Origin of the sequence: Micromonospora phaseoli, assembly GCF_900109115.1 — a bacterium.
GTDB classification, from domain to species: Bacteria; Actinomycetota; Actinomycetes; order Mycobacteriales; family Micromonosporaceae; genus Micromonospora; species Micromonospora phaseoli.
The window spans coordinates 689736-716625 of record NZ_FNYV01000002.1 but is presented as its reverse complement, the minus strand read 5'-3'; the positions used below and the strand labels follow the sequence as shown (position 1 = coordinate 716625).

21 protein-coding genes are annotated in these 26890 nt (G+C 70.5%); 14 read left to right on the top strand and 7 right to left on the bottom strand.

The features are described 5' to 3' along the window. Positions 1-4: 4 nt before the first annotated feature. A complete protein-coding gene (gene fxsT / locus BMY89_RS07940; RefSeq protein WP_092377183.1) occupies positions 5-3931 on the top strand; it encodes an FxSxx-COOH system tetratricopeptide repeat protein in 3927 nt (1308 codons plus the stop codon). Positions 3932-3942: 11 nt separating this feature from the next. Here fxsT and BMY89_RS07935 read toward each other — a convergent pair whose 3' ends face one another. Continuing rightward, entirely contained in the window at positions 3943-4767 is an 825-nt protein-coding gene (locus BMY89_RS07935) for an alpha/beta fold hydrolase (protein ID WP_232521118.1), read from the bottom strand. Positions 4768-5098: 331 nt separating this feature from the next. On the opposite strand from BMY89_RS07935, the gene BMY89_RS07930 reads away from it, so the two are divergent. Both BMY89_RS07930 and BMY89_RS07925 read left to right on the top strand, forming a co-directional pair. Further along, on the top strand, positions 5099-6469 hold the full coding sequence (locus BMY89_RS07930) for an extracellular catalytic domain type 1 short-chain-length polyhydroxyalkanoate depolymerase (protein ID WP_170147736.1): 1371 nt from the start codon (positions 5099-5101) through the stop codon (positions 6467-6469). Positions 6470-6564: 95 nt separating this feature from the next. Then, positions 6565-7059, top strand: coding sequence for a molybdenum cofactor biosysynthesis protein (locus tag BMY89_RS07925; RefSeq protein WP_092377177.1), 495 nt, complete (start codon positions 6565-6567; stop codon positions 7057-7059). A 132-nt stretch (positions 7060-7191) separates the two neighbouring features. On the opposite strand, the gene BMY89_RS07920 is transcribed toward BMY89_RS07925, so the two are convergent. Both BMY89_RS07920 and BMY89_RS07915 read right to left on the bottom strand, forming a co-directional pair. Continuing rightward, positions 7192-9396 (bottom strand): discoidin domain-containing protein, encoded by a 2205-nt coding sequence (locus BMY89_RS07920; protein WP_092377174.1) that lies wholly within the window; start codon positions 9394-9396, stop codon positions 7192-7194. A 284-nt stretch (positions 9397-9680) separates the two neighbouring features. Then, positions 9681-10880 carry an ROK family transcriptional regulator gene (locus BMY89_RS07915; RefSeq protein WP_092377170.1) on the bottom strand — a complete coding sequence of 400 codons (1200 nt, stop codon included), beginning with the start codon at positions 10878-10880 and terminating at the stop codon, positions 9681-9683. 146 nt (positions 10881-11026) lie between these two features. Here BMY89_RS07915 and BMY89_RS07910 point away from each other — a divergent pair, with 146 nt between their 5' ends. The 6 genes from BMY89_RS07910 to BMY89_RS07885 all read left to right on the top strand — a co-directional run bounded on the left by BMY89_RS07910 (position 11027) and on the right by BMY89_RS07885 (position 17424). Then, on the top strand, positions 11027-12322 hold the full coding sequence (locus BMY89_RS07910) for an ABC transporter substrate-binding protein (protein ID WP_092377167.1): 1296 nt from the start codon (positions 11027-11029) through the stop codon (positions 12320-12322). A 65-nt stretch (positions 12323-12387) separates the two neighbouring features. Then, positions 12388-13419 carry a carbohydrate ABC transporter permease gene (locus BMY89_RS07905; protein WP_092377166.1) on the top strand — a complete coding sequence of 344 codons (1032 nt, stop codon included), beginning with the start codon at positions 12388-12390 and terminating at the stop codon, positions 13417-13419. Next, a complete protein-coding gene (locus tag BMY89_RS07900; RefSeq protein WP_092377163.1) occupies positions 13412-14251 on the top strand; it encodes a carbohydrate ABC transporter permease in 840 nt (279 codons plus the stop codon). Before BMY89_RS07905 ends, BMY89_RS07900 begins: the two co-directional genes overlap by 8 nt. A gap of 35 nt (positions 14252-14286) precedes the next feature. Further along, entirely contained in the window at positions 14287-15663 is a 1377-nt protein-coding gene (locus BMY89_RS07895; RefSeq protein ID WP_092377591.1) for a GH1 family beta-glucosidase, read from the top strand. 332 nt (positions 15664-15995) lie between these two features. Continuing rightward, entirely contained in the window at positions 15996-16703 is a 708-nt protein-coding gene (locus BMY89_RS07890) for a TOPRIM nucleotidyl transferase/hydrolase domain-containing protein (protein WP_232521117.1), read from the top strand. 253 nt (positions 16704-16956) lie between these two features. Continuing rightward, the gene (locus BMY89_RS07885; RefSeq protein ID WP_092377585.1) at positions 16957-17424 is read left to right on the top strand and encodes an NUDIX hydrolase; all 468 of its coding nucleotides are present in this window, start codon (positions 16957-16959) and stop codon (positions 17422-17424) included. A 40-nt stretch (positions 17425-17464) separates the two neighbouring features. Here the strand turns inward: BMY89_RS07885 and BMY89_RS07880 are convergent, their stop codons facing one another. Then, positions 17465-18544 carry a tartrate dehydrogenase gene (locus BMY89_RS07880; protein WP_092377161.1) on the bottom strand — a complete coding sequence of 360 codons (1080 nt, stop codon included), beginning with the start codon at positions 18542-18544 and terminating at the stop codon, positions 17465-17467. Next, on the bottom strand, positions 18541-19230 hold the full coding sequence (locus tag BMY89_RS07875) for a GntR family transcriptional regulator (RefSeq protein ID WP_092377158.1): 690 nt from the start codon (positions 19228-19230) through the stop codon (positions 18541-18543). Before BMY89_RS07875 ends, BMY89_RS07880 begins: the two co-directional genes overlap by 4 nt. A 101-nt stretch (positions 19231-19331) precedes the next feature. Here BMY89_RS07875 and BMY89_RS07870 point away from each other — a divergent pair, with 101 nt between their 5' ends. The 5 genes from BMY89_RS07870 to BMY89_RS07850 are packed head-to-tail and all read left to right on the top strand — an operon-like array spanning position 19332 to position 24839. Next, a complete protein-coding gene (locus BMY89_RS07870) occupies positions 19332-20606 on the top strand; it encodes an MFS transporter (protein WP_170147737.1) in 1275 nt (424 codons plus the stop codon). Positions 20607-20616: 10 nt separating this feature from the next. After that, complete coding sequence (locus tag BMY89_RS07865) at positions 20617-21549, top strand: NAD(P)-dependent oxidoreductase (protein WP_092377153.1); 933 nt, start codon at positions 20617-20619, stop codon at positions 21547-21549. Next, complete coding sequence (locus BMY89_RS07860; protein WP_092377150.1) at positions 21546-23156, top strand: FAD-binding dehydrogenase; 1611 nt, start codon at positions 21546-21548, stop codon at positions 23154-23156. The genes BMY89_RS07865 and BMY89_RS07860 overlap by 4 nt, the downstream gene beginning before the upstream one ends. 7 nt (positions 23157-23163) lie before the next feature. Then, complete coding sequence (locus tag BMY89_RS07855) at positions 23164-24525, top strand: acyclic terpene utilization AtuA family protein (protein ID WP_092377147.1); 1362 nt, start codon at positions 23164-23166, stop codon at positions 24523-24525. After that, positions 24522-24839, top strand: a complete 318-nt coding sequence (locus BMY89_RS07850; protein ID WP_092377144.1) for a DUF4387 domain-containing protein — start codon at positions 24522-24524, stop codon at positions 24837-24839. The genes BMY89_RS07855 and BMY89_RS07850 overlap by 4 nt, the downstream gene beginning before the upstream one ends. A 157-nt stretch (positions 24840-24996) precedes the next feature. On the opposite strand, the gene BMY89_RS07845 is transcribed toward BMY89_RS07850, so the two are convergent. Next, the gene (locus BMY89_RS07845) at positions 24997-25863 is read right to left on the bottom strand and encodes a carbohydrate ABC transporter permease (RefSeq protein ID WP_092377141.1); all 867 of its coding nucleotides are present in this window, start codon (positions 25861-25863) and stop codon (positions 24997-24999) included. Further along, complete coding sequence (locus BMY89_RS07840; RefSeq protein ID WP_092377138.1) at positions 25863-26885, bottom strand: carbohydrate ABC transporter permease; 1023 nt, start codon at positions 26883-26885, stop codon at positions 25863-25865. Before BMY89_RS07840 ends, BMY89_RS07845 begins: the two co-directional genes overlap by 1 nt. Positions 26886-26890: the final 5 nt, after the last annotated feature.

Sequence of the window (26890 nt, the reverse complement as noted above, 5' to 3'; positions counted from 1 at the left end):
TGACATGACGGACGTGCGGGACGGTCAGATCATCACCTTCTATTCCTTCAAGGGCGGCACCGGCCGGACGATGGCGTTGGCGAACACGGCGTGGATTCTCGCCGCGAACGGCTACCGCGTGCTGGTGGTCGACTGGGATCTGGAGTCGCCGGGCCTGCACCGCTTCTATCGGCCGTTCATCCACGACGGGATGCTCCGTGGGGCCGGCGGTGTGATCGACATGCTGGTGGGCTACGAGGGCGCGGCCAAGGAAGCGGCCGGTCGCGACCCGGCCGGGCCCGGCGAACTCCCGCACGCCACATACGCCAACGTGGGGCGGCACGCCTTCTCGATCAACTGGCGCTGGCCGCCCGGCGGCACGCTGGACTTCCTGGGTACCGGCCGGCACAACCACAGCTACAGCCGGTCGATCTCCGGCCTCGACTGGGATCATTTCTACGAGGTGCTGGCCGGCGGCGAGTTCTTCGACGCGCTGCGCGCGGACATGAAGCGCACCTACGACTTCACACTCATTGACAGCCGCACGGGTCTGAGCGACGTCGCGGACATCTGCACGGTCCACCTGCCGGACACGCTGGTCGCCTGCTTCACCCTCAGCGAACAGGGCATCGAGGGTGCCGCCGAGGTCGCCCAGTCGATCAGCCGCAAGACCCAGCCCCGGCGCATCCGGGTGCTGCCGGTGGCGATGCGCATCGACCCGGCCGAGAAGCTCAAGGCGGACACCGGCCGGCTGGTGGCCCGGCAGCGCTTCGACGGGCTGCCGGCGCACCTCGCCGACCAGGCGCGTGAGCGCTACTGGGCCGAGGTCCAGGTGCCCTACCTGGCCTACTACGCGTACGAGGAGACGCTGGCGACGATCGAGGACAGTTCGGGTGCGCCGGGCAATCTGCTCGGTGCCTTCGAGAAGCTCACCGACGTGATCAGTGAGGGCCGGGTGACCCGCCTGCCCAGCATGGACGAGGCCGACCGGATGCGGGTCAAGCAGCAGTTCGTGCGGATGGCGGCGGTCCGCGAGACGGAGGTCACGCTCCGGTACGAGTTGGCGGGCGTCGTCTGGGCGGAGTGGATCTCCTGGATCCTCCGGGAGGCCGGCGTCCAGGTGCACGACCCGGGCGTCGGAGGACGCCTCGACGGCCTCGCCGCGGTCGCCCGTCCGCTGGTGATCAACACGTCGCCGGAAGAGGTCGAGGTGGGCCCGATCAACGGCACGCTGCGCGCGACGCGCCGCCCGTTGACCGTGCACGTGGGCGCGACGCAGGCCGCCGCCACACCCGCCACCAGCGCCAGCTTCACCCGCCTGGGCCGGCTGGAGGAGCGGGCCGCCGCGGAGCAGGTGCTGCGGCTGGTCGGTTTCCCGCCACCGAAGGCCGAGTTCCTGGTCGGTGCGCCGCGCTTTCCCGGCCGGCCGCAGACCGTCTTCCAGGCCCCGCCCCGCAACCCGCTCTTCACCGGCCGGGAGGTGCTGCTCGACTCGCTGCGCGGGCGGCTGCGGGCACAGGACGACGCGGCCGTGCCCGTCGTGCTGGAGGGCATGGGTGGCATCGGCAAGACCCAACTCGTGACCGAGTACGTGCACCGGTTCCGCGCCGCCTACGACGTGGTCTGGTGGATCGACGCGGACGACACCGCGGATGTGGACGGTGGCCTCTACGATCTCGGCCGGCGACTCGGACTCAACCTCTCCAGCAACGTTCCCGAGGCCGCCCAGTCGGTGAAGCAGGCGTTGTCCCGGGGGGAGGCCGGCCTGCGCTGGCTGGTGGTCTTCGACAACGCCGAGCGGCCATCCCGGATCAAGCAGCTGCTGCCCAACGGTCCGGGTCACGTCATCATCACCTCGCAGGGGCCCGGCTGGAGCGAGCAGGCGCAGGTGTTCGCGGTCGACGTCTTCGACCGGGAGGAGAGCGTCGTTCACCTGCGCCGCCTGCTCGGCACGCTGAGCGAGCGGGACGCCAACCGGATCGCGGAGGCACTGGGCGACCTGCCGATCGCCGTGGCCGCAGCCGCCGCATGGCTGGTCGAAACCCGCTCACCGGTCTCCGAGTACCTGGCGGCGATCGAGCGCGGCAACCTCGGCGCGCTGGGTTCCGAGACGGACATCGGTCGGGTCGAGGCGGCGTGGCGGCTCTCGCTCGACCAGTTGGCGACGCACCGGCCGGCCGCCTACCGGCTGCTTCAGCTCTGCTCGGTGATGGCTCCGGAGGTGTCGCTCGACATCATCTACAGCACCGCGATGGCCGAACACCTGCGGGCGATCGACCCGACCGTCACCAGCCGACTCATGATCAACAGGCTGGTGGAGCAGATCAAACGGTTGGCGCTGCTTCGCCTGGACCAGCAGAGCGAGTACGACAGCCAGGGCTCGGAACGCGAGAGCGCCCGGATCGTGATCCACCGGCTGCTGCACACGGTGGTGCGCTCCCGGATGTCGGCCGACGAGATCGAGGAGGCCAAGCACCAGGTGCACCTGCTGCTCGCGGCGGCGGCGCGCACCCTGGGCGAGGTGGACCTGCAGGACGAGTGGCGCAAGTATCGGATGCTGTGGCCGCACGTCGAGGTCTCCGACGGTACGGCCTGCGATTTCGCCCCGGTCCGGCAGCTGCTCGTCGATCAGGTCCGCTACTTCTTCGTCCGGGGTAACCCGGACGGTGGGCTGGAGGTGGCCGAGCGGGTCGAGCAGAGCTGGGTCCGCAGGATCGAGCGGGAGGAGACCGGGCCGGCGCGTCAGGAACTGTTGGTCCAACTGCTTCAGCTGCGATTCAACAAGGCGAACGTGCTGCGCGACAAGGGAGCGTTCCAGGACTCCTTCGATCTGGACCAGGCCGTCCACGCGCAGCAGGCCGAGATCCTCGGGCGCGACCACGCCGACACCCTGATGACGGCCGGCAGCCTCGGCGGTGACCTGCGCGGGCTGGGCCGCTACCCCGAGGCCCTGCAGCGGGACATCGCGACGTACCGGGCGTGGCGTACGGAATTCGGGGAGGAACATCCGCGTACCCTCAACGCGCTCAGCAACCTGGCGGTCTCGCATCGGCTCACCGGCAACGTGGCAGAGGCGTTGCGCCTGGACCAGGAGGTCCACGAGCAGCGCCGGCTGCTGCTCGGCGCGGACAACCTCAGCACCCTGCAGTCGGCCACCTCACTCGGGCGGGATCTGCGCGACGCGGGACAATACGAGCGCTCGATCGAGCTGCTGACCCAGGTGCGCGACGTCTACATCGCAGTGCTGGGGGAGCACACCCGCTTCGTGCACGAGGCCAACGCCAACCTGGCCATCTCGCTGCGCAGCGCCGGCCGTACGCCGCAGGCCGGTGAGCTGCTGGAGGTCGCGTACCACCGGCTGGCGGAGCTCATCGGACCAGATCACCCGGAGACCCTGGCCTGCCGGTTGAGTCGCTCGGTGACCCTGCTGGAGTTGGGCGACTGGGAGCAGGCCGACACGGAGACCAGCGCCGTGCGTGACGCGCACGTAGGGCACCTCGGCGAGCGGCATCCGCACAGCCTGGCCTGCCTCAACAACCACGCCGCCGCGCTACGGGCGCGGGGTGACCTGGACAGGGCGTGGTCGCTGGCCCGGGAGGCGCTGGACGGGCTCGGGGCCGTGCTGGCGCCCCGTCATCCCTACACCGTGGCCGCCCAGATCAACGTGGCGATCATCGAGGCGGACCGGCACGACCACGACGAGGCGCTCGCCCTGATGGGCGCCGCCGCCAGCCTGCTGACCGAGCTGCTCGGCGGGGACCATCCGCACACCCTGCGCTGCCGGGCGAACCAGGCGCTCATCCTGCGCCGGATCCACGGTGTCGACCACCAGGCTCAGGTTGACGAGGCGATCGAGGCCGTGGTGGGCCGGATCGGCAGCCACCACCCGTCGGTGCTGGAACTGAGGCGGGGCCGGCTGGTGCGGCGGGTCATCGACCCGCACCCGTACTGATCCGTCGCCGGTCACCAGTTCGACAGCCAGTCCAGCATCTCCGGCAGGATCTCGACGGCGCCGAAGTGGGCGGCGCCGGGCTGGACCTGGACCTCGGCGGTGCGGATCTGCCGAGCGAGCCACATGGTGTGGCTGACCGGTGCGAAGTTGTCCTGTTCGCCGTGCCACAGGCGGACCGGACCGCCGATCGCCGACAGGTTGAATCCCCAGTCCTGCCGCAGCGCCAGCACGTCGTCGATCCACCCCTGCGGGCCGCTGCGCAGCGCCTCCCGGTACGCCTGCGCGATCAGGCGGCGGATGGCCAGGTCCCGGACCACGCGCCGGTCCGGCCAGGTCATGTCGGTCTCCAACTGGGTCAGCAGGCTCTCCGGGTCGCGCCGGGTCCGTTCCGCCTGTTCCTTGAGGCGCTCCACCAGCAGGAGGCGGTCGTGGGACGCCGCGGCGAAGTCCCGCACGTTGCTGCCGGCCATCCCGCTGAACCATTCGAGATCGGCCGCGTCGGGCTTGGCGAAGCCCACCAGCACCGCCGTGCGGGCCACCGCGTCGGGTAACAACGCCGCGCAGGCCAGCGCGTGCGGCCCGCCGCCGGAGCGTCCGACCACCGAGAAGCGGTAGATGCCGAGGTGTCTCGCGATCGTCGCGATGTCCTCGGCCGCGTCGGCGACGGTCCGACCGGGGCGGGGTGTCGAGCCGCCGTACCCGGGACGGTCGTAGCTGATCAGCCGGATTCCGTAGCGATAGAGGACACTGCTGCGTGGTTTCGGTCCGCTGCGACTGCCGGGAGTGCCGTGTAGGAGGAAGACCGGAACCCCGTCCGGATTGCCGGTGATCTCCACGGTCAGCCGGCCGCCACCGGCGCTGCTCGCGAACCGCTGCTCCGTTGCCAGGCGCGTTCCCCTTCCGCTCGGTGGGGACCGCGGGACCCGGCGGCGCCCAGGTCGTCGCCGTCGATGCCGTCGCCGACCAGGGTAGCCCGGCACGCAACGGCGGTGCCCCCTGTGCCGACCGAAACTATCGATGACCGTGCACATGTTGTAGATCTCAACAGTAGGAGTTCATAATTAGTTGCGCGGGAGCCATGGGTTTGGTGCGACATGTGCCGTTGGCAAGACGAGGTGCACGGAACGTTTCCGTCAGGGCAGCACCTCCCGCATCTCGGAGGTAGAAGTGACCCGAACCAAAGCGGCGCTAGCCTGGCTGGCCGCCGCTCTCCTCGCCGTGGCGGGCATCGCCTTGGCCCCGTCGCCGGCCTCCGCCGCGTCGTTGGTCGAGGTGACGAGCTTCGGCAGCAACCCCGGCAACATGCGGATGCATGTCTACGTGCCGGACTCCCGACCGTCGAACCCGCCGATCGTGGTGGCGATGCACGGCTGCGGAGGATCCGGCTCCGGCTTCTATTCGAGCAGTGAGTTCGCCAGGCTCGCCGACCAGTTCGGCTACATCGTCATCTATCCCACGGCGACCCAGCAGGCCGGCTTCGGCAACTGCTTCGACGTGTGGTCGACGGCGTCCAAGCGCCGCGACGGTGGCAGCGACCCGGTCTCCATCATGTCGATGGTCGGCTACGCGCAGCGCCAGTACGGCGGCGACCCGCAGCGGGTGTACGCCACCGGCAGCTCGTCCGGCGGGATGATGACCCAGGCCCTGATGGCGCTCTACCCGGACGTGTTCAAGGCCGGCGCGGCGTTCATGGGCGTGCCGTTCAACTGCTTCGCCAACGCGGCGGACTTCCCGCCCACCAACAGCCAGTGCGTGAACGGGCGGATGGACCGCACCCCGCAGCAGTGGGGAGACGCGGTCCGGCAGGCGTACCCCGGCTACAGCGGAGCACGACCCCGGGTGCAGCTCTGGCACGGCACCAACGACACCCTCATCCCCTTCCAGCTCCTGCAGGAGGGGGTCGAGCAGTGGACGAACGTGGCCGGACTCAGCCAGACCCCCACCTCGACGGACACCCCGCAGACCAACTGGAACCGGCGTCGCTTCGCCGACTCCTCCGGCACGGTGCGCGTCGAGGCGTACAGCATCCAGGGCGCCGGGCACAGCCTCCCGTCAGCCGGCATGGCCCGCGTGGCCATCGACTTCTTCGGCCTGACCAGCAGCACGCCGCCGCCGACGACCCCGCCGCCGACGACGCCCCCGCCCACCACCCCGCCGCCGACCACCCCGCCGCCCACCACCCCTCCTCCCACGACGCCGCCGCCGACCACGCCGCCGCCCGGCTCGACGTCCTGCCGAGTGCAGTACGCGGCCGACTCGTGGAACAACGGCCTCGTCGCCAACCTCACCGTCACCAACACCAGCACCAGCCCGGTCAACGGCTGGACGGTGCAGTGGACCTGGCCCGGCAGCCAGCAGGTCACCAGCGGCTGGAACGCCACGGTCAGCCAGAGCGGCAACCAGGTGACCGCCCGTAACGCCGCCTGGAACGGCACCATCGGCGCCAACCAGAGCGTCAGCTTCGGCTTCCAGGCCACGCACAACGGCACCAACACGCCGCCGACGCAGTTCACCCTCAACGGAGCCGCCTGCTCCTGACCTGATCGGCTCGTTGGTGCCCGCCGCCAGCGGCGGGCACCAACGAGCCTGGTTTCACCGGGCGGCACGGCGAGCGCTGGCCGTAGAGTGGCGCCATGCCGGAAATCCTCCAGCTGCTGGCCTCTCCGGCGCACCGCTTCGTGGGCCGCCCGGCGGACGGGCCGGCACCCGCCCCCGTCGATGAGTTGGTGGACGAGATCCAGGTGCGGGCGGAGCTGGGCATCGTGGGTGACCGGTACTTCGGCAAGGCGGCGCACCGCGAGGCGGGCGTGACCGTGATCGCGGCGGAGTCGCTCCCGCCGGGCGCCGGCCTCGCGCAGGCCCGGCGCAACATCCTGACCAGCGGCATCGCCGTGGACGAGCTGGTCGGATCGGTGCTGGTACTGGACTCGGGGCAGGGACCGGTGCGGCTGCGGGTGAACCGGCCGGCGCACCCCTGCGCCTGGATGGACGTGACCATCGGCCCCGGCGCCTGGCGCGGGCTGCGCGGCCGTGGTGGCATCCGCTGCACGCCGGTCAGCGACGGCATCCTGCGGGTCGGCCCGGTCGACGTGACGATCGATCCCGGGCCGTCGCGGCTACCGAGCTGACCGAGCGGGCACGGCGTACGGGCGGCCGGTGCCACCGTCCGCCGGGAACCTGCCGCTCACCCACCGGCCAGTTCGTTGGCGGCGGGCGTGGGCCCGACCGGTGACACCGGTCGGGCCCGTCCGTGCGCCGGCCTACGGGTACCCGGTCAGGTACGACACCTGGTTGGTGGTGTTGACCGTGTTGCCGGTGTTGTTGATCATGCGGTTGATCGTGCCGACGCCGCCAAGGGAGACGGTCACCATGTTGGTGAACCGCACGTTGGGGTTGTTGGGCACCTCGAAGGAGCGTTCGGCGACCACCGACGGGTCCACGTTGAAGTAGGCGTAGCTGCCCAACCCCCAGGCCTGGTGGCTGGTCACCGAGTCGGCGACCTTGTATGCGGCGTACCCCCGGGTGGAGCCGTTCATCCAGGCCGCCTGGTTGGGCGGGTCGTACGGCAGCTCGTTCTGGTAGAAGTACGTCCGTCCGCCGTTGCCGTTCCAGATGGTCTGGAACTTCTGGTAGTGCTCGACGAAGAGGCCGTACATGGTCACGTCGTCGCCGTTGACGATCAGTCCGGTGTCGGCGGTGTTGACCGTCCAGCCGACGCCGTCGCCGTGGTCGGCCCGCCACAGCCACATGTGATCGCCGATCACGTTGTCGCTGTTGACGACCAGGCTGGTGGTGGCCCGACCGACGCCCGGTCCGCCGATGCGGAAGAAGACGTCGTGCAGCGAGGTGGGGTTGGCGGCGTGGCTCGCGGCGGAGCCGGCCGGTCCGACCTCCATGAGTACGGGGGAGTTGGTGGTGCCGGCCTCGAACATGAGGCCGGCAACCTTGACCCCGTCGACGTCGGCGACCCGCATTCCGACCGTGCCGTTGTCGGTCTGGATGGTGGCCAGGCCGAGGCCGAGGACCACCGTGTTGGCCCGGTTGACCTGGATCGGCTCGGTGATCCGGTGTACGCCGGGGGTGAACAGCAGGTGCCGGCCCTGGGCGAGCGCGTTGTTGATGGTCGCCGCCGAGGTGCCCGGCCGGACGACGAAGAAGTCGGCCAGCGAGATGGACGAGCCGGCCGGGGTCTTGTTGTACCAGCTGGTGCCGGCGGAGTTGGTGCGCAGCGCCGGCACGAAGACCCGGTACTCGCCGGTGCCGTCGACGTAGAGGAACGGCTTCTCCCGGACCAGTGGGGTGGTCGGGATGACGGTGTGCGAGGGGTTGGGGAAGTTCGGTGTCGGGGCGCCGGCCACCCCCTGGAACACCATGTTCCAGACCGAGCCGGTCCAGCCGTTGCCGAACTCGCTGTTGCGCGAGTACCACTGCTGCTGCGAGCCGGAGACGACCAGGCCGTCGATGCGGGTGTCGGCCATCAGGCCGCCGCTGGACCAGCCGGTGTAGCCGTCCCAGAGCTGGATCTGGTTCTGCGCGCCGCGCAGGTGCATCCGCCGGTACGGGGCGGCCTGCGACACCGCCCACCGCTCGACGCTGACCCCGGCGGGCAGGGTGACCGACAGGTTCTCCGCGGCCCGCCAGAAGTTCTGGGTGGCGTTGCCGCCGAACCAGGACGCCTCGACCCGGACGTGCCCGTTGAGATTCACGTCGTCCGGCGACATGCCGAGTCCGGCTACCTGGGTGAAGAAGCCGAGGTTGACGTCGGCGGTGTAGTTGCCCGGCCGGAACAGCACGGCGTAGCGCTGCGGGCCGAACTGGTTGGTCTCCTGCTGGGTGAAGAGGGTGTTCAGCCGGCTCTGGATGGTGGCGGTGGGGGTGGACGGGTCGAACACGAAGGTGTTCGGGCCGAGGTTCGGGTTGCGCGGGTCGGTCGGCTCGACCGGGTCGACCGGTCCGCCGCCGGTCTCGCCGAAGACCTGGAACTCCCACAGCGAGTAGCCGTAGCCGGTGGCCCGCTGCGTGCCGTACATCCGCACGTACCGGCCGGCGCCGCTGACGGCCAGCGTCTGGGTGCCGCCGGTGCCGTTGGTGGTGCTGTGGATGGTGGTCCAGGAGCTACCGTCGTCGGAGGTCTGGATCTGGAAGGCCCGGGCGTGGGCGGCCTCCCAGACCAGGGTTACTCCGGTGACGGTGGCCCGGCTGCCGAGGTCGACCCGGAGCCACTGCGGGTCGCTGAAGGAACTGGACCAGCGGGTACCGGAGTTGCCGTCGACGGCCGCCGACGCGGGGAAGGCGCCACCCTCGGTGGTGGAGGCGGTGGCCGGTCGCCCCTGGGAGAGCAGCACCGGCGCGGCGTGCGCGGGTGCCGCCCCGACGGTCGGGGCCAGGGCGGCCACCAGTGTGGCGACCAGGGCAACCGTGAGCCCGGCGAGCAGGTTCCGGCTGGTCGTCCGGCGGCCTGGCATGGGTGGTACCAGCTGTGCGGGAGGTTTCATGACGTCGCCTGTCGGTCGAGGGCTGCTGACGACGGGCGCGACGGGGATTCGGGACGGGCTCGCGCTGCCGTGAGGTGATGCCGCCGGGTTGGCACCGCCATCGGGAGCGCTTGCGGAAGAGTGTTGCGGCGACGTTGCGGTGCCGTCAAGACATCGACCTGTATCCACCAGTGCGGTGACCCTCGGTGACCGTCACTCGACGTAGTGGCTGGCGGAGGGTCCGTGACCGGGGTGACGGTCGGCGGGTCAGTGGATCAGCGGCGTGCGCCGCCGGTGCCGAGCAGGCGTGCGATGGGCAGGGTGGCCGCGCCGAGCGCCACGGCGTCCACGCCCAGGCGGCACAGCTCGATCGACGCTTGGGCGTACGGCAGGCGCAGTGCCTGACGTGCGGCGGCCTCGCGCACGGCCGGCAGCAGGCCGCCCAGCGCCATCGCCGCCCAGCCGCCCAGCACCACCCGCTCCGGGTTGAACAGGTTGATCAGGTTGGCCACTCCGGCACCCAGGTAGCCGGCCGTCTCGTCCAGCACCCGGCGCGCGGTCTCCGACCGACCGGCCGCCGCCACCAGCGCGGCGAGCTGCGACTCCTCGTCCGCGCCGGGCACCGGCCGGCCGCGCCGGGCCTCCCGGTACCGGTCGATGATCGCCTCGGCGCCGACGTACGCCTCCAGGCATCCCCGGGCCCCGCACCGGCAGGGCCGCCCGCCGTAGACCAGGGTGGTATGCCCCCACTCGCCGGCGCTGCTGGACGCGCCCCGGTAGGTGACGCCGTTGGTCACCACGGCCGCCCCGACACCCGAGCCGACCAGGGCGAACACCGCGTGCCGGGCACCCCGCCCGGCACCGAACCACATCTCGGCCTGGCCGAGGGTCTTGGCGCCGTTGTCGATGTGCAGCGGCAGGTCGGTGCCCTCGGCGATCAACCGCTGCAGCGGCACCCGATCCCAGCCCAGGGTCTGCGCGTCGACGACCGCGTGCGCGCCCTGCTCGACGACCCCGGAGACGCCGACCCCGACGCCGAGCACCTCGCTGCGACCCGCTCCGGCGTCGGCCAGCACCCGGTCGATGCCGGCCAGCACGTGCCCGGCCACGGTGGCCGGGTCGGTGCCGCCGTGCTCCAGCGGGTACTCCACGCTGGCAAGCACGGTCATCGCGAGGTCGAACAGCTCGACGCGTACCCGGGTCTCGCCCACGTCCACCCCGACCACGACGGCGTAACGCGGCACGACCCGTAGCATCATGCTGGGCCGGCCGCCGTCGGACTCGGCGGCACCGGCCTCCATCACCAGGCCCTCGTCGATCAGGTCGCCGACGACGTTGCTGACCGCCGGCTGGCTCAGCCCGGTGCCGCGCACCAGATCCTGCCGGGTCAGCGGGCCGTCGAGAAAGATTCTGGACAGCAGGGCCGACCGGTTGCGCACCCGGACGCTGCGATTCGTCGCCCGCGCCAGCTCCACGTGTCACCTCATCCCGTCGGCCACCCCGGGGCGACTGTACGACCCCGTGCTTGACGGCCCTCCGTCGAACCATTTTAATGACGACATTAATTAAGCCGTGATGTAACTCCCCCCGCACCGCCACCCCCAGATCGAAAGGGCAGCCCGTGTCGAGACGACACCTCGCGATACTCACCGCGACCGTCCTGGCCGCCGCCTCACTCACCGCCTGCGGCTCCGGCGACGAGGCCGGCGGCGACAGCAAGACCCTCACCTACTGGGCCAGCAACCAGGGCGCCAGCCTGGAGGCCGACAAAGAGATCCTCCAGCCTGAACTGGACAAGTTCGAGCAGCAGACCGGGATCAAGGTCAACGTCGAGGTCGTACCCTGGTCCGACCTGCTCAACCGGTTGCTCGCCGCCGCCACCACCGGGCAGGGCCCGGACGTGGTGAACATCGGCAACACCTGGTCGGCGTCGCTGCAGGCGACCGGCGCGCTGGTCGAGTTCGACGACGCCACGCTGGCCAAGGTCGGTGGCAAGGACCGTTTCGTCCCCGCCGCCCTCGCCGCCGCTGGCGCCCCCGACAAGCCGCCGGCCGCCGTGCCGCTCTACAGCCTCGCCTACGCGCTCTACTACAACAAGCAGTCCTTCGCCGACGCCGGCATCACCGCTGCGCCCACCACCTGGGAGGAGTTGGCCGAGGTCGGCAAGAAGCTCACCGGCGACGGCAGGTGGGGGCTCGCCGTCGAGGGGGCCAACCCCTCGGAGAACGCCCACCACGCCTTCACCTTCGGCCAGCAGTACGGCGGCGACTGGTTCGACGCCGCCGGCAAGCCCAGCTTCGACACCCCGCAGAACGTCGCCGCCGTCAAGCGCTACATCGACCTGATGGCCGTCGACAAGGTGGTCAACCCCAGCAACGCCGAGTACGCGCAGAACCAGTCCGTCTCCGACTTCGCCAACGGCAAGGCCGCCATGCTGCTCTGGCAGGCCGCCGGCGCCAACCTGAAGTCACAGGGCATGGCACCCGAGGCGTACGGGGTGGCTCCGGTGCCGTTCCTGGCCACCCCGCCGGCCGGCGGCAAGCAGGTCAACAGCATGGTCGCCGGCATCAACATCGCCGTCTTCAAGCACACCGGGAACCTCGACGGGGCGCTGGAGTTCGTCAAGTTCATGACCAGCGACACCGAGCAGGTGACGCTGAACAAGACGTACGGCTCGCTGCCGGCGGTCGGCACCGTCGCCGCCGACCCCGCCTTCGCCGCCGAGGAGCAGAAGGTTCTCGCCCAGGCCTTGGCCACCAGCGCGGCGCCGCTGCCGCAGGTGCCCGAGGAGAGCACCTTCGAGACCCTGGTCGGCACCGCCATCAAAGAGCTCTTCGCCGACGCGGCCAGCGGCAGGCCGGTCACCGAGGACAGCGTCCGGGAGAAGTTGACCCGGGCCCAGCAGCAGATGCGCTGACCACGGACCGCTGGCCGTGGGAGGTCCGCCGACCCTCCCACGGCCAGCCCCGCGAAGGGACCCTGATGGCAACCACCACCCCGCCGGCCGGCACCGCGTCCGGTCAGTCCCCGGCCGCCGCCGGCAAGCCCGCCGGTCAGCTCGCCCGCCAGCCTCCGGCCGCCGCCGACAAGCCTGCCGGCAGGCCCGCCCGCCGGCCCCGCCGGTCACTGCTGCCGTACCTGCTGCTCGCCCCGGCCATCGTGCTGGAACTGGCGATCCACGTGATCCCGATGCTCGTCGGCGCGTGGATGAGCCTGCTGGAACTGACCCAGTTCCACATCCGCGACTGGTCCAGCGCACCCTTCGTCGGCCTGGACAACTACCGGGTGGTGCTGGACGTCAACTCGGCCGCCGGTGCCGAACTGCTGCGCTCCTTCCGGGTCACCGTCGTCTACACGGTGCTCTCGGTCGGGCTGTCCTGGGTCCTCGGCACCACCGCCGCCGTACTGCTGCAACGACCCTTCCGGGGCCGGGCCGTGCTGCGCGCGCTCTTCCTCACCCCGTACGCGCTGCCGGTCTACACCGCCGTCATCACCTGGACCTTCCTTTTCCAGCGCGACACCGGCCTGGTCAACCACGTCCTGGTCGACCAGCTCGACCTCGTCGACGACCGGCCGTTCTGGCTGATCGGTGACAACAGTTTCGTCGCCCTGCTGATCGTCTCGATCTGGCGAACCTGGCCGTTCGCCTTCCTCTGCGTGATGGCCGGCCTGCAGAACATCCCCGACGAGCTGTACGAGGCCGCCGCGATGGACGGCGCCGGGTTCTGGCGGCGGCTGCGCTCGGTGACCCTGCCGATGCTGCGCCCGGTGAACCTGGTGCTGGTGCTGGTGCTGTTCCTCTGGACCTTCAACGACTTCAACACCCCGTACGTCCTCTTCGGTGGCTCCGCCCCGGCCGAGGCCGACCTCATCTCGCTGCACATCTACCGCAGCTCCTTCCAGACCTGGGACTTCGGCTCCGGCTCGGCGATGTCGGTGGCGCTGCTGCTGTTCCTGCTCCTGGTCACCGCCGGATACCTGTTGCTGACCAACCGACGGAGGAACGATGCGTGAGACCGCCGCCGAACGCTGGTCGCGCCGGATCGTGCTGACCCTGCTCGCCGGCTTCGTCCTCGTACCGCTCTACGTGATGGTCAGCTCGGCGATCAAACCGTTGCAGGACGTCCAGGGCGCGTTCACCTGGTGGCCCCGACGTCCCACGTTGCAGGCGTTCGTGGACATGTGGTCGACCGTTCCGCTCGGCCGCTACCTGCTCAACAGCCTGCTGGTGGCCAGCGTGGCGGCGATCTTCTCGGTCTCCGTGGCGATCTTCGCCGCGTACGCGGTCAGCCGTTACCGGTTCCGGGGCCGGCAGATCTTCTCGGTCACCGTGCTCTCCACCCAGATGTTCCCCGGCATCCTGTTCCTGCTGCCGCTGTTCCTGATCTACGTCAATCTCGGCAACGCCACCGGCATCGAGCTGTACGCCAGCCGCACCGGCCTGATCATCACGTACCTCACCTTCTCGCTGCCGTTCTCGATCTGGATGCTGGTCGGCTACTTCGACTCCATCCCGCGCGGCCTCGACGAGGCCGCCCAGGTCGACGGCGCCGGCCCGCTGCGCACCCTGTTCCAGGTGGTGCTGCCGGCGGCGGTGCCGGGCGTGGTGGCGGTGACCGTCTACGCGTTCATGACCGCCTGGGGCGAGGTGCTCTTCGCCTCGGTGCTGACCAACGAGGGCAGCCGTACCCTCGCGGTCGGCCTGCAGGGCTACTCCACCCAGTTCAACGTCTACTGGAACCAGGTGATGGCCGCTTCCCTGGTGGTGAGCGTGCCGGTGGTCGCCGGCTTCCTGGCGTTGCAGCGCTACTTCGTCGCCGGCCTCACCGCCGGAGCCGTCAAGTGAGCCCGTCCACCGCGACTACCGAGGAGACACCGCCCGTGCCGGACCTGTCCACGCTGCCGCCCGACTTCCTCTGGGGGGTTGCCACCTCGGCCTATCAGATCGAGGGGGCCGCCCGAGCCGACGGCCGCAAACCCTCCATCTGGGACACCTTCTGCACCCGACCGGGAGCCATCGACAACGGCGACACCGGCGAGGTCGCCTGCGACCACTACCACCGGTGGCCGCAGGACGTGGCGCTGATGCGGGGCCTCGGCGTCGGGGCGTACCGGTTCTCGGTGGCCTGGCCCCGGGTCCGGCCCGACGGCGTCGGCCGGGTCAACCCCGCCGGGTTGGACTTCTACGACCGGCTGGTGGACGCCCTGCTCACCGCCGGCATCCGGCCGTACGTCACGCTCTACCACTGGGACCTGCCGCAGGCGTTGCAGGACCGGGGCGGCTGGCCGCGCCGGGAGACCGCCGAGGCGTTCGCCGACTACGCCGCCGTGGTCGCGGCGCGCCTCGGTGACCGGGTGGCCGACTGGTGCACCGTCAACGAGCCGCTCTGCATCGCCTGGATCGGTCATCTGGAAGGGCGGATGGCTCCCGGTGAGCGGGACCTGGCCCGCGCCGTGCCGGCCGCCCATCACGTGCTGCTCGGTCACGGCCTGGCGACGGCCGCCATCCGGGCCAATGCCACCCGGCCGGCGTCGATCGGACCAGTGCTCAACCTCAGCCCCATCGAGCCGGCCAGCGACCGGCCCGCCGACATCGCCGCCGCCCGCCGGATGGATGGGCACGTCAACCGCTGGTGGCTGGACCCGCTGCACGGCCGTGGCTACCCGGCCGACATGGTCGCCACCTACGGCATCGAGCCGCCGGTACGCGGCGACGACCTGGCGGTGATCGCCGCCCCGACCGACTTCCTCGGCGTCAACTACTACTTCCGGCAGGTGGTGACCGACGATCCGGACGGTCCTGCCCCGTACGCCCGGCAGGTCCCGGTGCCCGGCGCGGCGCACACCGCGATGGGTTGGGAGGTGCACCCGGCCGGCCTGGAACACCTACTGGTCGAGGTGAGCCAGGAGTACGCGCCGACCCGGCTCCTGGTCACCGAGAGCGGCTCGGCCTGGCCGGACGTGGTCGCCGCCGACGGCTCCGTCACCGACACCGAGCGCACCGACCACCTGGAACGGCACCTGGCCGCCTGCGCGGCGGCGGTCGGCCGGGGCGCACCGGTGGCCGGCTACTTCGCCTGGTCGCTGCTGGACAACTTCGAATGGGCGTACGGCTACGACAAGCGCTTCGGCCTGGTGCACGTCGACTACGCCACCCAACAGCGGACGGTCAAGGCGAGCGGCACCCGCTACGCCGAGACGATCCGCGCCCACCAGCGGCGCGCCGCGACGGTCGACACCGTCGCGGTGCGCGGATAAGCGGGCCGACGGGGCCCGGGACGCCCCGGGTGCCGCGCCGGGCGGCACCCGGGGCACCCGTGCGTTAAGGAAGGGCACCCTGTTAACGCCTGCGGTAGAGCACGGGCCCCTTGTCAACGACCTGCCCGCCGCAGCGGACGCCCTGGCCGGGCGAGGTACGCGATGGCGGCCGAACGGGTAGTGCTGTCTGCACCCGAGCAGCGGCCACCGGCGCGGCGTCCCGCGGCCAAATCGCTCGCCGGTGCGGGGCGGATGGTCGATGATGGCGACCGTGGCGACAACCCGGAGCCGAGATGTCCACCTCGAATCGTGAGCCTCACCCAGAGCCCGGAGTGACCCGGGACGACCCACCGACAAGCGCCACCACCGACGCCGCCGAGCGCCGTGCGGTGCCTCGGCAGACGCTCGACGGGCCGTTGGGTGGCAATGTCGCCTCGCGCCAGGCCACGGCCCGCGCCCTGGCGCAGGCCGAGTCCGCCGCGGCCGTGGTGCTCGTCGAGGGCATCAGTGACCAGATCGCCCTGGAGACGACCGCCGGCGTGTACGGCCGGAGTCTCCCGGCCGCGCGGATCGTGATAGTGCCGATCGGTGGGGCGCATGCTGTCGGCCGCTTCCTGACGTGGTTGGGGCCGCGGGGTGCCGGCGTGCGACTTGCCGGTCTGTGTGACCTGGCTGAGGAGGAGATCTTCCGGCGCGGACTGGAGGCGGCCCGGGTCGGCTCACCCCGCACCCGGACCGACATGGAGCACCTCGGGTTCCACGTCTGCCACCGGGACCTGGAGGATGAGCTGATTCGTGCCGTCGGCATCGCCGGGGTCGAAGCGCTCTTCGACAGGCAGGGTGACCTGCGCTCGTTCCGTTCGTTCCAGAGTCAGCCAGCCTGGCGTGGTCGGGATGTCGACGGGCAGATATGGCGCTTCCTGCGCAGCAGTTCGCGCCGTAACCTGCGCTACGCACGCCTGCTCGTCGAGGCGGCAGCCGAACGGGGCACCCTGCCGCGACCGCTGGACGCGGTGCTCGGCAGCGTCTGGGCGAAATGATGCCATGCGCCCGGCCCTTCACCGCCGGGTAGGCATCCGCCACCCCGCTCCTCGTTACGACCACGCCGCTACAGATCAAGTCCATTCAGCTCTCCGTCGAACGGTCGATGGCGCGCCTGGTATGCCCTGACTCAGGGTGACTATCGCGGCGCCATCACCATTTCAAGGGACCATCCCCGCGTGATGGTGTGGCTTGCAGCCCGCGAGAGATTGTCATCGTCGGGACGTCGATGTCGGTCGGGAGGTGCTGGTGATGAGTTTCCGGTTGGCCGCATACGCCGTGTGCTTCGAGGATGAGCGGGTGCTGCTTGTCCGTTGCGTGTCGCCGGCCGGCGGGACCAACTGGAGCCTTCCGGGCGGCAGGGTGGAGCACGCGGAGGATCCGTTCGATGCGGTGATCCGGGAGGTTGCCGAGGAGACCGGCTGCGACGCGGTGGTCGAGCGCTTGCTGGGCGTGGATTCCAGGGTGATTCCCGCCGCCGAGGCGCGGTCAGGGCGCGAACACCAGAATGTTGGCATCTTCTACCAGGTTCGCATCACGGCAGGCGTCCTCCGGCCGGAGCCGAACGGCGAAACTGCCGAGTCGGTCTGGACCCCGATACCGGACGTGGTCCACCTGCGCCGATCCTCCCTGGTGGACATCGGTCTTGCCCTGGCGCGGACGCGCCCGGCGACCGGGCACGTCCCTCCGGTCTTGGCCGGCGGGCTCGTTCAGCACTGAGGCCACGTTCAGTCGTTCGAGCGGCGTGGGGCGGACGGGCTCAGCGCTCCCGGACGCGTTCGGCGATGGCGCGGCCCAGCTCCGCCGTCGTGCCGGTGCCGTGCAGGTCGGGGGTGAGCGGCGACTCCTTCGGTCCGAGTGCCAGGACGTCCTCGACGGCGCCGAGCAGGTGGGCGGCGGCTTCGGGATGGCCGAGGTGGTCCAGCATCATCGAGCCGCACCAGATCTGGCCGACCGGGTTGGCGATGCCCTGGCCGGCGATGTCCGGCGCGGAGCCGTGCACCGGCTCGAAGAGGCTCGGATGGCGGCGATCGGGGTTGATGTTGGCGCTGGGCGCGATGCCGAGCGTGCCGGTGCACGCCGGGCCGAGGTCGGAGAGGATGTCGCCGAAGAGATTGCTGGCGACGACCACGTCGAACCACTCAGGGTGCAGCACGAACTGGGCGGCAAGGGCGTCGATGTGGAACTTGTCGACCCGGACCCGGGGGAACTGCTCGCCCATCGCGGCCACCCGCTCGTCCCAGTACGGCATTGAGATGGCGATGCCGTTGCTCTTGGTCGCCGAGGTGAGGTGCCTTTTCGGGCGGCTCTGCGCCTGCTCGAAGGCGAACCGCAGGACCCGGTCGACGCCGATCCGGGTCATCACCGTCTCCTGCAGCACGGTCTCCCGGTCGGTGCCCTCGAAGATGCGCCCGCCGACACTGGAGTACTCACCCTCGGTGTTCTCGCGGACCACCAGGAAGTCGATGTCGCCGGGCTCGCGGTCGGCGAGAGGGCTGCGGACGCCGGGCATGAGCCGGCATGGGCGCAGGTTCACGAACTGGTCGAAGGTCCGCCGGAACTGCAGCAGGCTGCCCCAGAGCGAAATGTGGTCGGGTACCACGTCGGGCCAGCCGACCGCGCCGAAGAAGATGGCGTCGAAGGAGCGCAGCGTCTCCTCCCAGTCGGGCGGCAGCATGCGCTGGTGCCGCTGCCAGTAGTCGGCGCTGGCGAAGCCGAAGTCGGTGAACTCCAGCCGCAGGCCGAAGCGCCCGGCGGTCGCCTCCAGGGCTTCGATGCCGGCCGGTACGACCTCCTTGCCGATCCCGTCGCCGGGGATGACGGCGATCCGGTGGCTCATCGGCCCCCCAGCAGTGCGTCGAGGCCGCCCTGTGAGTCGGCGATGGCGATGCGTTCGGCGGTGGCGGAGTCGCCGGCGCGCAGCGCCCGGACCAGGGCGCGATGGCTGGTGTAACGCTCCAGGCCGAACGTGTCGTCCTCGGCCACCCGCTGCAACAGCAGCTCCCGCCGCTGCGGCCGGGTGAAGACCCGGCTCTGGTCGAGCATCCGGATCAGGACCGGGTTGTGGGCGCAGGCGTTCACCGTCTCGTTGAACTCCAGCATCGTGTCGAGCAGCGCGGTGAGGTGCCGCTCGGGCGGCCGGCCCTGGGAGCGGCGCTCCTTGAGCAGGATCAGCAGGTCGTCGGCCCGGTCGAGGATCTCGTCGAGGGTGTCGAGCTGTCCGGGGGTGGCGTGCCGGGCGGCGAACCGGGCGACCAGGCCGCGCAGGCCGACCTCGACCTCGGCGAGGTCGTCGATGGCGGCGTCGCGGATCTCGGCGACCAGCACGGTCCGTGGCCCGATCCGCTCGATCAGCCCGTCGGACTCCAGTCGCCGCAGCGCCTCCCGGACCGGGGTCGGGCTGATCGCCAGGCGTCCGGCCAGGCCGCGCTCGGTCACCTTCTCTCCCGGCGTGAGCTCACCGGCGGCGATGGCGGCGCGGACATGACGGTACGCCTGGTCGGCGAGCGTCTCGGTGACTGTCATGGCCACACCCTAACGCATGCCATTGCATAACTTGCATGCAACTGTTGACGTGTTTGCTATAGCAAACTACCGTGACGCGGCACACGTTACATGGAGGCGACATGGCCGAAATGAAGACCCGCGACGAGGTGTCGTATCGGAAGATCACCTTCTTCATCGCTCTCACGCTGTTCGCGCAGGAGTCGACCTGGAACTTCTACGACAACCAGGTGCCCGTCCTGCTGCGCGAACACGTCACGAGCGCCGCGCTCGTCGGCGTGCTGATGGGCATGGACAACCTGCTGGGTATCTTCATCCAGCCCTGGATCGGCAACCGGTCCGACAACACCCGGACGCGGTGGGGACGGCGCATCCCGTACCTGGCGGTGGGCATGCCCCTCGGCGCGCTGCTCTTCCTGCTCCTGCCCTGGACCACCTCGCTGGTCACGTTGGTCGCGGTGATGGTCTGCTACGCGTTGGTCGCGAACACCATGCGGCCCCTCGCCGAGGCGCTGACCCCGGACTTCGTCGCGCCGCAGCGGCGCGGCCGGACCAACGCCGTCGTCAAGATCGCCACTTCGCTGACCATCATCGTGGCGTCACTGATCAGCCTCCTGGTGGTGGACGACCATCCCCGGGGAGCCTTCGTCATCCCGGCGGCGATCATGCTGGTCGTCACCGTCGTGATGATCGTCAAGGTGCGCGACAGCCGGTCCCGGGCCTACCGGGCCGCGGTGGCCGAGGACGCGACCGCCGGACCCGGCGAGACGAAGTCGCCGCTGTGGCGGGTCGTCGCCGAACTGGTCACCAGCCGCGACCGGCGGCGCGTGCTTCTGCTGCTCACCGTCTTCCTCTTCGGCGGCGCCTGGTTCGCGTCCCGGTCGCTGATGACCCCGTACGGCATGGAGGTCCTGGGTCTCAGCCGCGGTGAGGCCGGCGGGCTCACCCTGCCCAGCGGCGTCGCCTACCTGATCGCGGCCTATCCGGCCGCGCTGGCGGCCGAGCGCTTCGGCCGGCTGCGGGTGATCCTGATCGGCATCGTCGTCTTCGCCGGGGCGCTCGCGGCCGGCGCCGTCGTGCGGACCCCCACCGGCACGGTCGTGCTGTTCTGTCTCGCCGCCATGGGCGCCGCCGGTTTCCTGATCAACGCGGCGGTCGCGTTGTGGAACCTGGCCCCGTCCAGCCGGATGCTCGGCGCGTACACCGGGCTCTACGCGGTCACCTGGTACCTAGGCGGCTTCGCCGGGCCGGCGCTGGTCGGTGCCGCGGTCGACCTCGTCGGCTGGAGTTGGATGCTGCTCGACATCGCCGTGCTGGCCATGCTCGCCGCCGTGGTGGTGATCCGGCTGGCCCGCCTGCAACAGGCCCGCGAGACGACCCCCGCCCCCGCACGTTGAGAGAGAGCCGATGCCGACCATCCTGATCACCACCGACTACCTGAGCCCGGGAGACGAGGTGGATTCCTACCTCACCGGACAGGGCTTCACCACCCGGTACGACCCGATGCGCGGGCCGCGCCGGCCGGCGGAGCTGATCGCCGCGCTGACCGGCGCCGACGGTGCGCTGATCGCGAACGAGCCGATGACCGAGCAGGTGCTGGCGGCGTCGCCCGGGCTGCGGGCGATCGTGCGCACCGGCGTCGGGTACGACTCCGTCGACGTCCCGGCCGCCACCCGACTCGGCATCAGCGTCAGCAACCTCCCCGGCATCAACGCCAACGCGGTCGCCGAGTACACCATCGCGCTGCTGCTGGCCCAGGCCCGGAACCTGGTCCCGATGGCGGCCGGGGTCGCGGCCGGCGGCTGGCCGCGCCAGGACGGGTCCGAGCTGCGCGGCAAGACCCTCGGCCTGATCGGCCGTGGCGCGGTGGCCCAGCGGGTACGGCCGCTCGCCGAGGCGTTCGGCATGACCGTGCTGGGCCACGAGGTCCCCCTGGAACTCCTGCTCCGCGACGCCGACTACGTCTCGATCCACACCGCGCTGACCCCGCGCACCCGGCACCTGATCGACGCTGCGGCGCTGGCCCGGATGAAGCCGACCGCTCATCTGATCAACACAGCACGCGGCCCGATCGTCGACGTGGCCGCCCTGGCCGAGGCGGTCCGGTCCGGCCGGATCGGCGGGGCGGCCCTGGACGTCGTGGACGTCGAACCGTTGCCCGCCGACAGCGTGCTGCGCGGCGTCGACGGCATCACCGTCTACTCGCACATGGGTGGTCAGACCACCGAGGCCCGCCGCGACTCGGGCCTGTGCGGCGCCCGCGAACTGGTCGCCGCCCTGGCCGGGAAACCGGAGACCTCCGTCAACGCCCACCTGATCACCCCGGAGCAGAGAAGATGACCGCTGACGTGATCGTTGTCGGAGCCGGCCTGGCCGGGCTCGTCGCCACCGCCGAGCTCGTGGACGCCGGGCACAGCGTCCTCCTGCTCGACCAGGAGCCCGAGCAGAGCCTCGGCGGCCAGGCATTCTGGTCGTTCGGTGGCCTGTTCCTGGTCGACTCACCCGAGCAGCGCCGGATGGGCATCCGCGACTCGCGCGAGCTGGCCTGGCAGGACTGGCTGGGCAACGCCGGGTTCGACCGGCCCGAGGACGAATGGCCCCGGCGCTGGGCCGAGGCGTACGTCGACTTCGCCGCCGGCGAGAAACGCGCCTGGCTGGGTGAGCTCGGCGTCAAACTGTTCCCGATCGTCGGCTGGGCGGAGCGTGCCAACAACTCCGTGCCCCGCTTCCACATCACCTGGGGCACCGGGCCGGGCCTGCTGGAGCCGTTCGTCGCCAAGGCACGCGCCGGGAAGGTGACGTTCAAGTTCCGGCACCGGGTCGACGAGATCGTGCGCACCAACGGTGCCGTGTCCGGCGTACGCGGAAAGGTCCTTGCACCGAGCGACACGGAGCGCGGCACCGCCAGCAGCGGCACGGCCGTCGCGGACTTCGAACTGTCCGCGCCCGTGGTGGTGGTGACCTCCGGCGGCATCGGCGGCAACCACGACCTGGTTCGCCGCAACTGGCCGCAGCGGCTCGGCACGCCGCCCGCGCGGATGGTCTCCGGGGTGCCGGCCCACGTGGACGGCCGGATGATCGAAATCGCCGCGGACGCCGGCGGCGCGGTGATCAATCCGGACCGGATGTGGCACTACGTGGAGGGTGTGCAGAACTGGGCCCCGATCTGGGACGCGCACGGCATCCGCATCCTGCCCGGGCCGTCCTCGATCTGGCTGGACGCGCGCGGGCAGCGGCTGCCGGCGGAGCTCTCGCCCGGATTCGACACCCTCGGCACCCTCGCCCACCTGCGGTCCACCGGGTACGACCACAGCTGGTTCGTGCTGACCCAGAAGATCATCGAAAAGGAGTTCGCGCTGTCCGGGTCGGAACAGAACCCGGACCTGACCGGCCGCAGCGTCCGCCAGGTGCTGGGCCGGATCCGGGCCGGCGCGCCGGCACCGGTGGAGGCGTTCAAGAGCCGTGGCGCGGACTTCGTGGTCGCCGCCGACCTGGACGAACTGGTGCAGGGGATGAACGCGCTCACGGAGACGCCGTTGCTGGACCCGGCCGAGGTCCGGCGGGTGGTGCAGGCGCGCGACCGGCAGCTGGACAACCCGTTCACCAAGGACCTGCAGATCGCCGCGATCCGGAACTTCCGGAACTACCGGGGTGACCGGCTGATCCGGACCGCCCCGCCGCACCGGATCCTCGACCCGAAAGCCGGGCCGCTGATCGCCGTGCGCCTGCACGTGCTCACCCGCAAGACCCTGGGCGGCCTGCACACCGACCTCGACGGGCGGGTCCTGGACGTCGCCGGGCAGCCGGTGCCCGGCCTCTATGCGGCCGGCGAGGCCAGCGGCTTCGGCGGCGGTGGCATGCACGGCTACCGCGCCCTGGAGGGCACCTTCCTGGGCGGCTGCCTGTTCTCCGGCCGGCAGGCCGGCCGAGCGATCGTCAAGAATTGAGGAACCGATGGCCACCAACCCTGATTCCGTACGCATCCTGGTGCCGGTCGGCATGCTCGGCGCCGGCTTCCCGCCCGAGACCGTCGCCCGCGGCCTGGCCCTCGGCGCCGACGTGATCGCGGTGGACGGTGGCTCGACCGACTCCGGGCCCTACTACCTCGGTGCCGGCACGGCCAAGACCGCCCGCGCCGCGGTCGCCCGCGACATGCGCCTGTTGCTACGGGCGGCGGCCACGGCCGGCATCCCGCTGATCGTCGGCTCGTGTGGCACCAGCGGCACCGACGCCGGCGTCGACTGGGTCGCCGGCATCACCCGGGAAATCCTGGCCGCAGAGGGCCTGGACCTGCGGCTGGCCAGGATCTACAGCTCGCAGCAGGCCGCCGAACTCGATCTGGACCGGATCCGTCCACTCCCGCCGGCCGGCGAACTCGACCGGGTGACCCTGGAGAGCTGCGCCAACATCGTCGGGATGATGGGCCATGAACCGATCGCCGAGGCCCTGACCGCCGGCGCCGATGTGGTCCTCGCCGGACGGGCCACCGACACCGCCGTGGCCGCCGCCTATCCGCTGCTGAAGGGCATGCCGGCCGGGCCGGTGTGGCACGCCGCGAAGATCGTCGAGTGTGGCGGGCAGTGCACCACGAACCCGCGCGCCGGCGGGGTGCTGGCCACCGTCGACGCCACCGGATTCACCATCGAGCCGCTCGATCCGGCCAACGCGTGCACGCCTACCTCGGTCGCGGCGCACATGCTCTACGAAACGGTCAACCCCTTCACGATGCGCGAGCCGGCCGGCACCATCGAGGTCGGCGAGGCGGTCTACCGGGCCCTGGACGAGCGGCGCGTCCGCGTCGAGGGCTCCCGGTTCGAGCCGGCCGCGCAGCACACCATCAAGCTCGAGGGCGCCCGGATCACCGGGTACGAGACGATGTCCTTCACCGCCATCCGCGACCCGCACATCCTGGGCCAGATCGACACGTGGGCCGCGCTGCTCCGGAAGATGATCAGCGAGTGGGTGTCCGGGACCATCGGGCTGGGCGAGGGCGACTACACCTTCGACATCCGCCGCTACGGATACGACGCGATCCTCGGCGAACTCGACCCGGCCGCCGGGCCGCCCCGGGAGGTGGGCGTGATGCTCCTGGTCCGCGCGGCGGACCAGGAGACCGCGACGGCGGTTGCCAAGGTCGCCAACCCGCTGATGCTGCACCTGCCCACGCCGGACATGGACTACCTGCCCAGCCTCGCCTTCGCCACGTCGCCGGCCGAGACGGAGCGGGGAGCGGTGTACGAGTTCGTGCTCAACCACGTCGTCGAGGTGCCGTCGCCGACCAGCCTGTTCCGCATCTGCCTGGAGGACAACCGATGACTGTGGTCGCAGATCTCGCGCTGGAGGTCCGGTCGAAGAACGCCGGGCCGTTCTGGGTGACGATGGAGGTGTTCGCGCGGGACGCCGACGCCTACGCGGTCCTCGCCGACCCGTCGTTCCTGGACGCCTCGGTGATCGCCCGCCTCTACGACGTCGCGGCGGAGGGCGTCCAGTTCTTCCGGATCCCCTCGCTGAACGTCGTGAAGATCTCGTTCCCGCGGCCGGTCGTGCAGGGCAGCCTGCACGACCGCGACATCCACGCCGGCCAGCATCATGTGCCGCTGGCGATGCTGGCCGTCCCTCCCGTCGACTGACAGCGCCGCCGGCCCAGCGCTTCGAGACCCGGCGGCGGCACCCCTGACCCGCGCGCCGATCATGCAGTTGTGGCACTTCACAAAGTCCGCGAAACCGCTGATTTCCGGTGCCACAACTGCATGATCGCGGGGTCATCCCGGTGCGTGCTGGGGATGGTCAGCCCTTTACGGCTCCGGTCAGGCCGCCGACGATCCGGCGCTGGAAGAGGCTGAAGAACAGCAGTGCCGGGATCATCGACAGGGAGGTGAACGCCAGCACCTTGGCCGTGTCGACCGAGTACTGCGACGCGAAGGCCTGCACGCCGAGGGGGAGCGTGAAGGTCTCCTCCCGGTTGAGGATGAACAGCGGCAGCAGGTAGCTGTTCCAGCTCTGGATGAACGTCAGGATGCCCACCGTGATGACTCCCGGCTTGGACAGCGGGAGCACCATCCGCCAGAAGAAGCCCAGTCGGCTGCAGCCGTCGATCGACGCGGCCTCCTGGATCTCGTCGGGGATGGCGCGCACGAACGGGACCAGGATGATGATCGTCATCGGGATGGCGAACCCGATCTGCGGGAGGATCACCCCGGGCAGCGTGTTCATCAGGCCGAGGTTCTTGATCAGGATGTACAGCGGTGTGATCGCCACGGTCAGCGGGAACATCAGGCCGGCGGCGAACAGCGAGTACATGGCCTCCCGGCCCCAGAACCGGTAGCGCGCGAGGATGAAGCTCGTCATCAGACCGAGGGTGACCACGGCCGCCGTGGTGGCCACGCCGACGATGGTGGAGTTGAGCACCTGACGCCAGAATGTCCCGCCGGTCAGCACGTCGAGGTAGTTCTCGAACCGCCACGGGTTCGGCCATCCGGCCGGGTCGGTGGTGATCTGCGCGTTCGTGCGGAAGCCACCGACGATGATGTAGACGACCGGTGCCAGCATCGTCGCGATCAGCAGCAGGGCGACGAAGTACACCGACGGGTTTCCCCACGCCGGCCGCCGCCTGGCCCGGGGTGCCCGGCGGCCGATTACGGCAGTCGCGGTCATCAGTTCTTCCCTCCGGTGATCGCGCCAGCGGTGTCCCGGCGCAGAATGAACCGCTGGTAGATCAGGGCCGCGACGAGCGAGATGAAGAACAGCACCACGGCGACCGCGTTGCCGTACCCGTACTCACCGGCGTTGCGCCCGTTGGCCACCATGTAGGTGGCCATCGTCGACGTGCCGGCCGTCGCCGCGATGTACTGGCCCCAGATGATGTAGACCAGGTCGAACAGTTGCAGCGCGCCGATCATCGACAGGAACGCCCAGATGCGGATCGTCGGCCCGAGCAGCGGCAGGGTGATGCGACGCTGGATCTGCCAGTACGACGCACCGTCGATCGCCGCGGCCTCCGTCAACTCCTCCGGGATGCCCTGTAGCCCGGCCAGGAAGAGGATCACGGCGAAGCCGATGTACTTCCAGGTGAGGATGCCCATCAGCGTCCAGATCGCGATCTGTGGGTCGGAGAGCCAGTCGTTCTGCAGCCAGGCCAGCCCGAGGTCGGCGAGGATGGAGTTGACGAAGCCGTCCCCGTGCAGCATCAGGCTCCAGCCGATGCCGACGACCACCTCGGCGATCACGTAGGGGACGAAGACGAGCACCCGGATGAGCGTCTGCCCCCGCATCCGCCGGTTCAGCAGCAGGGCGAGCAGGATCGCCGCCGGCCCCTGGAGCAGCAGCGACAGCACCACGATCACGCCGTTGTGCCGCAGCGCGTCGATGAACGTGCCGTCCTTGAAGATGAACAGGTAGTTGCGGAAGCCGATGAATTCCTCGGCTGGGCCGTACCCCTGCCAACTGAAGAAGCCGTAGTACGCCGCCATGGCGACCGGGAGGATGACGAAGGACAGGAACACGAGCAGTGTCGGCCCTGTCATCAGCGCGATCTCCAGCCGGGCGGGCCAGCCGATGCCCTTTCGTGCCCGGCGCCGGGCCGGGGGCGGCACGACCGGTGTGCCACCCCCGCCCGTCGTCAGATCCGGCGACTTCTCCGGCGCGAGCCGTACGTTTCCACGGTCCAGATCAGACATGATGT

Bases quoted from the DNA above. Each gene is read 5' to 3' on its own strand.
- BMY89_RS07875 (WP_092377158.1), bottom strand. From the start codon at position 19,230: ATGACAGTCACCGAGACGCTCGCCGACCAGGCGTACCGTCATGTCCGC.
- BMY89_RS07860 (WP_092377150.1), top strand. From the start codon at position 21,546: ATGACCGCTGACGTGATCGTTGTCGGAGCCGGCCTGGCCGGGCTCGTC.
- BMY89_RS07855 (WP_092377147.1), top strand. From the start codon at position 23,164: ATGGCCACCAACCCTGATTCCGTACGCATCCTGGTGCCGGTCGGCATG.
- BMY89_RS07925 (WP_092377177.1), top strand. From the start codon at position 6,565: ATGCCGGAAATCCTCCAGCTGCTGGCCTCTCCGGCGCACCGCTTCGTG.
- BMY89_RS07865 (WP_092377153.1), top strand. From the start codon at position 20,617: ATGCCGACCATCCTGATCACCACCGACTACCTGAGCCCGGGAGACGAG.
- BMY89_RS07870 (WP_170147737.1), top strand. From the start codon at position 19,332: ATGGCCGAAATGAAGACCCGCGACGAGGTGTCGTATCGGAAGATCACC.
- BMY89_RS07920 (WP_092377174.1), bottom strand. From the start codon at position 9,396: ATGCCAGGCCGCCGGACGACCAGCCGGAACCTGCTCGCCGGGCTCACG.
- BMY89_RS07840 (WP_092377138.1), bottom strand. From the start codon at position 26,885: ATGTCTGATCTGGACCGTGGAAACGTACGGCTCGCGCCGGAGAAGTCG.
- BMY89_RS07905 (WP_092377166.1), top strand. From the start codon at position 12,388: ATGGCAACCACCACCCCGCCGGCCGGCACCGCGTCCGGTCAGTCCCCG.
- BMY89_RS07850 (WP_092377144.1), top strand. From the start codon at position 24,522: ATGACTGTGGTCGCAGATCTCGCGCTGGAGGTCCGGTCGAAGAACGCC.
- BMY89_RS07900 (WP_092377163.1), top strand. From the start codon at position 13,412: ATGCGTGAGACCGCCGCCGAACGCTGGTCGCGCCGGATCGTGCTGACC.
- fxsT (WP_092377183.1), top strand. From the start codon at position 5: ATGACGGACGTGCGGGACGGTCAGATCATCACCTTCTATTCCTTCAAG.
- BMY89_RS07880 (WP_092377161.1), bottom strand. From the start codon at position 18,544: ATGAGCCACCGGATCGCCGTCATCCCCGGCGACGGGATCGGCAAGGAG.
- BMY89_RS07885 (WP_092377585.1), top strand. From the start codon at position 16,957: ATGAGTTTCCGGTTGGCCGCATACGCCGTGTGCTTCGAGGATGAGCGG.
- BMY89_RS07845 (WP_092377141.1), bottom strand. From the start codon at position 25,863: ATGACCGCGACTGCCGTAATCGGCCGCCGGGCACCCCGGGCCAGGCGG.